Genomic DNA, 9,931 nt, shown 5'->3' on the forward strand with positions numbered 1-9,931 from the left:
TTCCATCTATCCCCAGACTAAATGTCCATTACCTTAATTTTCATCGCCCTACTAGCCTTTTACGTCGCCTGGAATCTCGGCGCTAATGATGTCGCCAACTCCATGGGAACCTCTGTAGGCTCCAAAGCTATCACCCTAAAACAAGCAATAATTATTGCTGGAATTTTAGAGTTTACGGGCGCTGTATTATTTGGGCATGAAGTATCCCAAACCTTAGCCACGAAAATTGCTCATCCTGCTTTGTTCACTGCTACACCGGAAATTTACATAACTGGTATGGTAACAGTGTTAATTACCTGTGGGTTGTGGCTGCAAATTGCTACCTCTCGCGGTCTACCTGTAGCTTCATCTCATGCAGTGGTCGGTGCGATCGCCGGATTTAGTTGGGTAGCTGGGGGAGGAAGTGCAATTAATTGGTCATCCATTGGCTTAGTCAGCATCGGCTGGATTTGCACACCAATTATTAGTAGTGCCATTGCGGCTTTATTCTACAGTCAAATTAAGCACTGGATTTTACAACAACCAAATTCAATAGCACAGCTAAAACAGTGGATTCCCTGGTTGAGCGTAATTATATTCAGTATATTTGGTGTAATTGTCCTCCCTTCCTTAACAGAACCCCTCACCAACTACTTAAATCAGCAAGTAGGTTTAAACCTACCCAGTTATGACATTCCCTTATTTACAGGTGCAGTTGCAGCTGTTGCACTCACGGTCATTAGTTGGCGACAGTTAGCAGCAGAGGGAGGAGAAGTAGAACGCCTATTCGCTCGCTTTCAAGTTCTCAGTGCTTGCTTTGTCGCCTTTGCTCATGGTTCTAATGATGTGGGTAATGCCATAGCTCCTTTAGCTACTATCGTCTATATTAATCTCACTGGTAGCGTACCTATTAATGGCATCACCATCCCCATCTGGATTTTAATCCTTGGTGGTGCTGGTATTGTCGCCGGTTTAGCTGTGTGGGGTGAAAAGGTAATTGCTACCATTGGCGAAAATATAATTTCTTTACAACCTAGTAGTGGATTTTGTGCCGAACTTGCAACCGCTACCACCATCCTGCTAGCCTCTCGGTTAGGTTTACCTGTCTCCACCTCCCATGCTCTTGTTGGTGGTGTGATTGGTATTGGAATGGTGCAAAATATCAAATCAATTAAATTTCGCACTTTACAAGATATTGCAGTTGCATGGATAATTACAATTCCAGTGACTGCAATCCTGAGCGCTGTCATCTTTAGCACAGCCAGAATTGTGTTCCTATAATATATATTCTTTATTTATGTTCATCAACTAATACTTATCTACCTCCTACCTGAAAGTCAGGTTGCTACAACGCCAAAACCAGAATGTGTTTTTGCACAATAACAGTTAATTGATTAAAATAGTTTATAGAGGATAACTATACTTGGAATTTCTGGCGATTACGAGTTTAATACATATTAATAATGTAACCCGTCACACAAGATACATTTGGACAAAATTAACATACAAGCCCATAACTTTTTTCATACTGTGGTGTTAATATACGTACTCATAAGCTGTTAGTAATTGCTTTTGCTCCTAAAAAAACAGTATTTATATGGGGTATGATGTTTTTCGCTCATCAAGTATCCGTAGAGAACCGTGAATTTAGATAAGTCTGTCATGAAAAGCAGTTCTGTGATAGTGAACATAAATAACAGAGTATAGTATGGCTGTTATGTAAATAAATTTAGATACTTTGCCAACCAGGCACTCAGCATGACAAAATTACCTTTATGTCCGCAGTTTCTGCGAAAGTTTTCAGCTAGTCTGACAAAATCCAGAAATTGAGTATGAGTACCAAGCCAGTTGACAACAAGGAGCTTTATCTTCCAGGTGTTAGAGGTGAGAAGCTAATGGGGCGATTTGAAAAGCGACCAGACAACCCGCGAGTTAGAGGTGATCTATCCAGAGCCGCAGAGACAGCTTTATGGGCTGTAGTGGAGGACCTAGAAAGTCTCCAGCAAAATGTGCTCAGATCTTTACACGAAGAAATAAAACGGCTTCAGGCGGATAAAACTCGTTTATCTGACGAAATTCAACAGTTATTAGCAGAAAAAGAACACTTACAAAAGGTACGGCAAATCACCGAACAGCAAGTGTTAATCCGTCAGTTATCAGAAGCCTTAGCAAAACATATATCTTCGCAACTGCAATTATCACTGGCCAGTTTAGCTCGCAAATCAGTAGAAGGTGATTCTCAGGAAACACCTGCTATTCAGTCAGCAGGGAACAACAGTCAGAATGTTGAACAAATGCTTGCTAATTTGAATGATACCCTGATTATTAACCTTAACTCCTTACAACAGGATCTGAAAAGTTATCAAAATCATCTTTCTCAACAGTTGTCTCAAGTGCAGAGCCAACAGCAGCAAGGGGAGGTGATTGCAGAGGAGTTGATTAATCATCTGCGTGGTGAACTGGTCAAAACCATGGAGGAAATCTCCAGATCAGCAGTCAAAGCATCACCGCCTACTATCTTACACCCAACGGAGTCACAGCTACCCCGTTCTTCTCAGACACATTTACAGTCAGGAGTAATCGAGACTAGCAGCAGCGAGCCAAGTTCTACTGGAGATTTATCAGAAAGTAACAATATTGATCTTTCTACACTAGGTTTATCGTCGAACACAATATCATCTCTGGAGACTAAACCACATTCTCTACCCGATAGAGATGTGTCTGAACCTGAAACCCCATCACCACCAGAGGTGAGGGAATCGGGTTTATTACCTAGTACCGAACCTTTAGAACCTGAAACCCCATCACCACCAGAGGTGAGGGAATCGGGTTTATTACCTAGTACCGAACCTTTAGAACCTGAAACCCCATCACCACCAGAGGTGAGGGAGTCGAGTTTATTACCTAGTACTTTATCTGAACCCAAGACTAAAACCCTTAGTTCTGAACCAGCAACTAGGCCAGAAGTAAAACCCCCATCACGACGGTCAGTTAGCTCCCGCAGGTTTTCGCCAGTCCAGGTCGGTTTCTTGCTGGTTGTGTTGTCAACAGTCCTATCATCGCTATACAACATAGTCATCAAGTGGATGTTTTTTAAACCTCAGGACAATTTGGGAGTTTTGGAGATACAGGGAGTTATTTCGCCAACACTGGGAAATATATTTTTAATTTTAATGCTACGTCTGCTGGTAGTTGTGCCACTAATGTTGCTCTTGGCTCCCATGATGCATCCACAAGTATGGCAAGATATACAAACTCTGATGGCATCATCAGGTAGTAACCCTACTCCGAATCGTACTCTGAAGAAACAAAGAATTTTACAGATGTCGATCGCCAGTGGTTGTTTTCTGTTTGTATCTCAGGTGCTGATCTACCTTGCTATGGGTCAGGTAGCTACTGGAATGGCGATCGCTTTGTTCTTTGTCTACCCCATAATCAGCGGATTTCTCTCATGGTTACTGTTCGGCGATCGCCCTCATGGATTCCGATTGGCTGCTATGGTTGCTATTTTATGCGGTGAATTAATGGTTTTAGGCGGTTCTAGTACCATGGGTACGAGTATTTTTAATCTCGGAAGCACCACAGGCATTTTAGCTGGTTTAGCTTTTGCCTGCTACGTGATTTTGACAAGGATATGTGCTAGTAAACTGCATCCAGTGTCTTTTACGTTAGTTAATTTTAGCACCATGTTCCTGTTGAGTTTTATCTGTTTGATGCTACCTTTACCAAGAAACTTGAATATTACTGTTGAGCCATCTAATTTGCTGGAACTTATTTTGATTGCTTTTATTTTGGGCGTTCTAACTCTAGTAGGTTATGTCCTCAACAATGTTGGTATTCGCAAATTAGGTGCTTTACGATCAGCGATTATCGGAGCGGCTGTGCCAATTTTAACTGTAGTGTTTGCTGCTTTAATACTTCAGGAAAGCTTGGCAGTTGTGCAAGTTATTGGAGTGTCATTTGTAACAATTGGGGTAGCAGCTTACAGTTTGGAGAAAATGATCCCATCCCGTTAGAACTTTTTCTAGTTGGCAAAATGACACAAACTACAGACCTTGCACAAGACTACCTGCAGAAAACCACAGTACCCGTCACGACTCCTTTAGCTTACATCCCCGATGCCCCAACGTAGCTTACTTGTGTCGTCCTTCTTTCACGGAGTTTTAGATGAATTATTCAGTGAATATATTGATTTTAAGTATATATATAGTATTATAATTTACTAAAATTTACCGTAGTACTTTCAGGGAATCAGCGATTTATTCGCGATCATGTCAAACCCGAAGAGCTAATGGGGCTATAAATGATCATCTGTGGGTAAATATCAGGGAAGCTTGACAAATAATTGCATATTAAGCATTTTAATGCTACTGAGGTGGGTATTGAAAATAAATTACTTTATATAAAATTAATACAAAACCAAGCCAAAAAAGAATATCATATTCTAAGAAAATAAAATGTATGTTGAACTGAGAATTATCTGCTAAATTTTAGGTAGATAATTTTACCTTGGAGCAACTGCCTATACTCCCAAAAAATGCTGAAAGTTTTAACCAACTAGGTTACAACTTGGCAAAGCTGCCTGTGAACCTAATGGCATTAGGTTCACCCTATGGCTAAATAAGTCCCAACCACGAATGGGAATCTGTAAACAACCAACGGATGCTGGAAGCTTATTGAATCCATGCGAGAGTTATTGTAGTCAGATATACCCACTCGATTATCATGTGCAAGTCCCGAAAAATTGGGAATTCAAGGATAATAAGGATAATTAGCTGTAAACTGAAGACACTAGCGGCAATTGGATGTATAATACTTATTACTGTGCGACTAACAAATCTGTAAACTTGCTATTCAACTGTCTGTAATATGAATAACGACATAGATCTGATTAAGCGTCTTAGCCCTAGTGCCATGGATCAGATCATGCTTTATCTGGCTTTTAGTGCCATGCGGACGAGTGGGCATAGGCATGGAGCATTTTTAGATGCAGCAGCAACGGCAGCTAAATGTGCGATATACATGACCTATCTAGAGCAAGGACAAAATCTGCGGATGACCGGTCACTTGCATCATCTAGAGCCAAAAAGGGTAAAAATCATTGTAGAGGAAGTCAGACAAGCGCTAACAGAAGGGAAATTATTAAAGATGTTAGGTTCTCAAGAACCTCGCTATCTGATTCAATTACCTTATGTTTGGATGCGAAAGTTTCCCTGGCAACCAGGGATGTCTCGTGTACCTGGGACAAGTTTAACCAGTGAAGAAAAAAGACAAATTGAGCAGAAACTACCGAGTAATCTGCCCGATGCTCAATTGACTACATCTCTTGAGTTTTTGGATCTGATTGAATTTCTACACAGGCGATCGCAAGAGGTATTGCCACCTGAGCATCAAATGCCTTTGAGCGAAGCCTTAGCAGAGCATATCAAGCGTCGGCTACTATACTCCGGTACAGTCACGCGCATTGATTCTCCTTGGGGAATGCCCTTTTACGCTCTTACCCGTCCTTTTTATGCGCCAGTAGACGATCAAGAGCGTACATACATCATGGTGGAAGATACAGCCCGGTATTTCCGGATGATGAAAGATTGGTCAGAACATCGGCCAAATACCATGCGAGCCTTAGAAGAGCTTGATATACCAGCCGAAAAATGGGATCAGGCTATGACAGAATTAGATGAAATCATTCGTGCTTGGGGAGATAAATATCACCAAAGCGGAGGGATTCCTATGATTTTGCAGATGGTTTTTGGTAGAAAAGAAGACTGATAGTCGAGGTGTTATAGCATTAACACCTTTTACTATGACAGTGGGATGTAAATATGAATACTATACCCTAAAGGTAAGGGCTGCTCTTTCGCTTCAACGCTCCTGAAGTGATTGCGCTTTTATGCACCTAGATGGGGCGATGGCATCTAGGGGAGAACAAATAGTTTTAAGTGGTTCCCTGAAACTAGGAATGTCCACCTCTGGGCACGAGAGAGTATCAATTCCTGGCAGTGCGGGATAAAACACTTAAAAAACTCACAAGCAAGAGCTTTTAACTTTTAGTACTCGGTGCTAGGGAGCATACCCGCGCATAATCTAGAGTTAAGTGAATTTATCACCAATGCCTGATATAATTAACACATTTTATTACTGATAATTGCTTGATCTAATGGCATTTGTATGATGCCATTAAAGCCTTTTTCAGGCTAATGAAGTACACATCAATTCCCTGTTCCCTGTTCCCTGTTCTCTGTTCCCTGTTCCCTGAAACTAAACAACTTTGTACCTCACGAGGATGGGAAATGCTATATCTGACTTTCTCCATGGGGTAGAAAACCCCATCCACCATGGGGTGGGGTAATTCATACAAGTAATTCATTCAATTACTCAATAATCTACAATGGGAGTGACCTCAAACGAAGGACTAAATTGTGTGGGAACTCTAGGCGATGCAGATGGAGGTGAAAAGCGACTCACACTGTCACTGGCATCAATACAAGTATCCATTGCCTGGGTAGGTGCAATATCCATCACACTACGTAAACCCACCACACACTGAGCGAAACGCTGAGGTAACAAACTACGGAGACAGTAATTTAAGACTCTTGTGTCTACGGTTTTTTCTGTATTACTACTGATATCCACAACACAAGTAGATAAATCCTGGGGTCGCCGGGCTTGCTCACAGGAAGAGAGAGCATCTACGGCACTAATTTGAGTTTGCTGATTAATTCTCACCACGCAATCCGACAGGTCTCTCGGACGCAGTGCTTTTGCACATCCTTGTGATACAGCCTGTTCAGTTAGTCCCAAATCCAACAGTCGAGCTGTACAGACACGGTAATCATTAGCGTTAGAGACAGCCACACCGGGATTGGGGATCATCATCGCCAAAAATCCAGCTATAGCCAAAACTGGCGTTGTCAAATGCACCCTTTTACTTTCAAATCTTCCCAGAGTTGAACTACCTTGGGAGTTCCCAGTTTGACTCAATTTTTTTTTGCTCATCGCCTTTCTCCAAACACCCAAGGTTATGCTAACTCAAATTTACGCCTAGTCTGGTAACAAACCAGGAAATTTAGCTGAATTTTAATCACCCGCCGCTAAATCTTGACAAATTATCGGGTGGTGGGGAAACAAGTTCTATTGTTTGAGAGGTTAATCCGAGACAGTGCCCGTGATCAATTATGTTAACTTATTTGTTACACGATCAAAGCTATAAATGATATTTATAGCTTTTCCAGGTCCAGTGAGGAACGCAAATTATCTGTGTTTATCTAATGAAGCTGGAAGCCTACACAGACCAGACGGTAAAGTGTAGGTAGTTCACAACCTGATAATTGGCCTAGTATAACCAGAATAAATTAGAACTTAGAAGCAAAACTAGAGGTTCAACAGATGAAATTTGGCATTGATATCGGTCATAATTCGCCTCCAGACACAGGTGCTGTTGGGATCAAATCTGAGGATGTTCTCAATACAGATGTGGGGAATAGAGTTATCTCAAAGTTAAGGGGTTTAGGACATGAAGTCATAGTCTGTAAACCAGATAGGTCTACTTCCGTCTCGAATTCACTATTCCAAAGAATTAATACCGCCAATACTAACAAAGTTGAAGTTTTTGTCTCAATACATTTTAACGCTTTTAATGGTCGGGCTAATGGTACAGAAGTATTTGCAACTAGTGATGCTGGAAGGAAAATTGCTCAACCAGTGTTAAATGAAATTGTCAAATTAGGATTTTTTAATCGTGGGGTTAAAAGTGGGTCTCACTTATATGTCCTGAAAAATACTAGGATGCCTGCCATTCTTATAGAATGCTGCTTTATTGATTCACCAAGAGATATGAATATCTTTGAATCGGAAGCAACTGCTAATGCCATCGTCAAAGGCTTGACGGGTGAAGTGCCTAGCACCCCTGTTAATCCGGTACCAGATGAAGAGTTGAATATAGACACTACAGTTATCAGACTGCAGAGAACCTTAAACCAATTACAAATTACCGATAGTAATGGTAGGCGTTTGGTAGAAGATAACATCATGGGACAGGCCACAAGCTCGGCAACAGTCAATTTTCAGAATATCGTGGGACTATCACCCACTGGAATTGCAGATACAAGTACCTGGAATGCGATTAATCTGATTTTAGCTAAACGAATAGTCAGACCTAACCACGCTGGCGGTGAAATTGTGAGATATCTACAACACCGTGTCGGTGCTGGCGTGGATGGTATCTATGGACCCCAGACAAGAACAGCCATTAGGGCATATCAAAGACAAAATGGTTTACTTGCCGATGGTATTGTTGGACAAATGACCTGGCAGAAATTAATTGGTTAGCTTCACTAGACTTACCAGCAAGCAATCAGTGGGGGGCTTCCTCCACTGGGGGTGAATACAATTGTACATGTCATGGGGCAAGCAAATTCTCAATCTTGTCGTCACTAATCATGAAATAGCTGTAGCCATAAGGTTGAGTACTGATGAACTACCCACAGTTGGCTTCGCCTGAACTTATGTTGCTTCTACTGGTGGCGCACCAATTGAGAAAATCAAGCAATATATACAATCTCAAGATGCGCCTAACAGGTAATTGGAAATTACTCAAATCCCCTCCGTACTCTCTGAACTACGTTCAGATACATTTGAGAGGTTTTCGTAATTTCCCACTATTCATCCCTAGCTTGCTTCGCAGCAAGGTAGGGAATTTCGTGTTAGCGTTAAATGAAAACTGTGCCGATGTTGAGTTTGCAAATAGCGCTCTTGCAAAGGTTGCCATTGCAGCCACATTTGATAACGATTTTCTTGTAATAAACTGGTGAGGGTCGGTAGTTGGGCATCAAGTGACTGGAATACATCCCCCAGCCACTCACCCATCACCACGCTATCTTGCATCTTTCCTAATATGTCTTGGATACTTTTGACTTCCGCAACATAAGCTGCGTAAGATTCGCCATATAAATCACTAAATAACTCCATTTGGTAACGCAGGCGTTTGGCTTGTTTACGTAAATTGTGAATGCTGGCGCCTTTAGTTGTCAATTCTTGTTCTATGTTTTCTGCTGGCCAGTTTGTGCAAACTTTTACATCTGCATCTATAATATCAGTCCCCACTAGCCACCCCGGATGTAGTAAAAAACTACTCACTTCAGGTAAAAGTAAGTCGGGTAACACTTGTTCAATGCTTAGAGATGCTAAAGGTTTATAAATAGGTTGATCTAACCAAAGTAACAATCCCTGTTTGAGAGAATTGTAAGGTTCCCCTTGTAATGTTTTACGCGTCCGCGATAATGCCTTTTGGCGTTGTTTACCTAAAACATTTAAAGCTGTTGCCAGTACTTTTTGTTCTTTGGGAGGTAAATATGGTTGGTAAAGGTTTTCTAAAGTTTCTTTAAGTACATCTATGTCTCTGAGTTTACCTAAAGTAGTTGCAATTTTACTGATTTTTTGATCACTAGCTGACTGCGGTAAATTGAGTACCAAATCAAACCTACTTATTGCAGTACGTAGGCGACGCATCCCGACTCGCATTTGATGCAATCCTTCTGGGTGCTCATCTTTTTTTACTGCTGTCTCCCATTTCAAAGTTTTTTTCAGGTGTTGTTGAATTGCCTGGTAAGCATATTCTTTGATACTTTTGAGTGTGGGTTTTACTACCAATGTCATAATTCAGAATCAAATACTGAGTTAAATGATTGTATATTAACATTAGTTAAAAAATTGTATTTGTATATTCTCCTTTATGAATAGTAACCAATAATACCGTTACCACTTGGTGGTGTTTATTCCTAATCTGGAATTAAGAAAATTATATGTCGTTCATCTGCTATATAAAACCTAGACAAAGCTAGACTTTACTTTCTACTTCAACGGGAGCATGGGAGCGGTTATCCCTCAGTAGACTTGCACGCCTTAGCCAGACGCGATATTTCTCTTAAGATTTACAAGAAAGACTACCGCTATC

General features: G+C 41.1%; 7 protein-coding genes. 4 read left to right on the plus strand and 3 right to left on the minus strand.

Annotated features, from left to right (window positions below; translation table 11 throughout):
* Positions 1 to 21: 21 nt before the first annotated feature.
* The 3 genes from PN447_RS05935 (at position 22) to hetR (ending at position 5,748) form a co-directional block, all read left to right on the plus strand.
* Positions 22 to 1,260 carry an inorganic phosphate transporter gene (locus PN447_RS05935; RefSeq protein ID WP_271761606.1) on the plus strand — a complete coding sequence of 413 codons (1,239 nt, stop codon included), beginning with the start codon at positions 22 to 24 and terminating at the stop codon, positions 1,258 to 1,260.
* A gap of 551 nt (positions 1,261 to 1,811) precedes the next feature.
* Positions 1,812 to 3,995 (plus strand): EamA family transporter, encoded by a 2,184-nt coding sequence (locus tag PN447_RS05940; RefSeq protein WP_334311084.1) that lies wholly within the window; start codon positions 1,812 to 1,814, stop codon positions 3,993 to 3,995.
* A gap of 853 nt (positions 3,996 to 4,848) precedes the next feature.
* Positions 4,849 to 5,748, plus strand: coding sequence for a heterocyst differentiation master regulator HetR (gene hetR, locus PN447_RS05945; RefSeq protein WP_271761607.1), 900 nt, complete (start codon positions 4,849 to 4,851; stop codon positions 5,746 to 5,748).
* Positions 5,749 to 6,133: 385 nt separating this feature from the next.
* On the opposite strand, the gene PN447_RS05950 is transcribed toward hetR, so the two are convergent.
* Together PN447_RS05950 and PN447_RS05955 are read right to left on the minus strand one after the other, a co-directional pair.
* Positions 6,134 to 6,346, minus strand: a complete 213-nt coding sequence (locus PN447_RS05950) for a hypothetical protein (RefSeq protein WP_271761609.1) — start codon at positions 6,344 to 6,346, stop codon at positions 6,134 to 6,136.
* Positions 6,347 to 6,354: 8 nt separating this feature from the next.
* Positions 6,355 to 6,975: a hypothetical protein gene (locus tag PN447_RS05955; protein ID WP_271761611.1), complete on the minus strand. Its 621-nt coding sequence runs from the start codon at positions 6,973 to 6,975 to the stop codon at positions 6,355 to 6,357.
* A gap of 390 nt (positions 6,976 to 7,365) precedes the next feature.
* On the opposite strand from PN447_RS05955, the gene PN447_RS05960 reads away from it, so the two are divergent.
* Positions 7,366 to 8,307 (plus strand): N-acetylmuramoyl-L-alanine amidase, encoded by a 942-nt coding sequence (locus PN447_RS05960; RefSeq protein WP_271761612.1) that lies wholly within the window; start codon positions 7,366 to 7,368, stop codon positions 8,305 to 8,307.
* 339 nt (positions 8,308 to 8,646) lie between these two features.
* Here PN447_RS05960 and PN447_RS05965 read toward each other — a convergent pair whose 3' ends face one another.
* Positions 8,647 to 9,633, minus strand: coding sequence for a CHAD domain-containing protein (locus tag PN447_RS05965; RefSeq protein ID WP_271761613.1), 987 nt, complete (start codon positions 9,631 to 9,633; stop codon positions 8,647 to 8,649).
* Between the last annotated feature and the right edge of the window lie 298 nt (positions 9,634 to 9,931).

Origin of the sequence: Anabaena sp. CS-542/02 (genome assembly GCF_028331085.1) — a bacterium.
GTDB lineage: Bacteria > Cyanobacteriota > Cyanobacteriia > Cyanobacteriales > Nostocaceae > Anabaenopsis > Anabaenopsis arnoldii.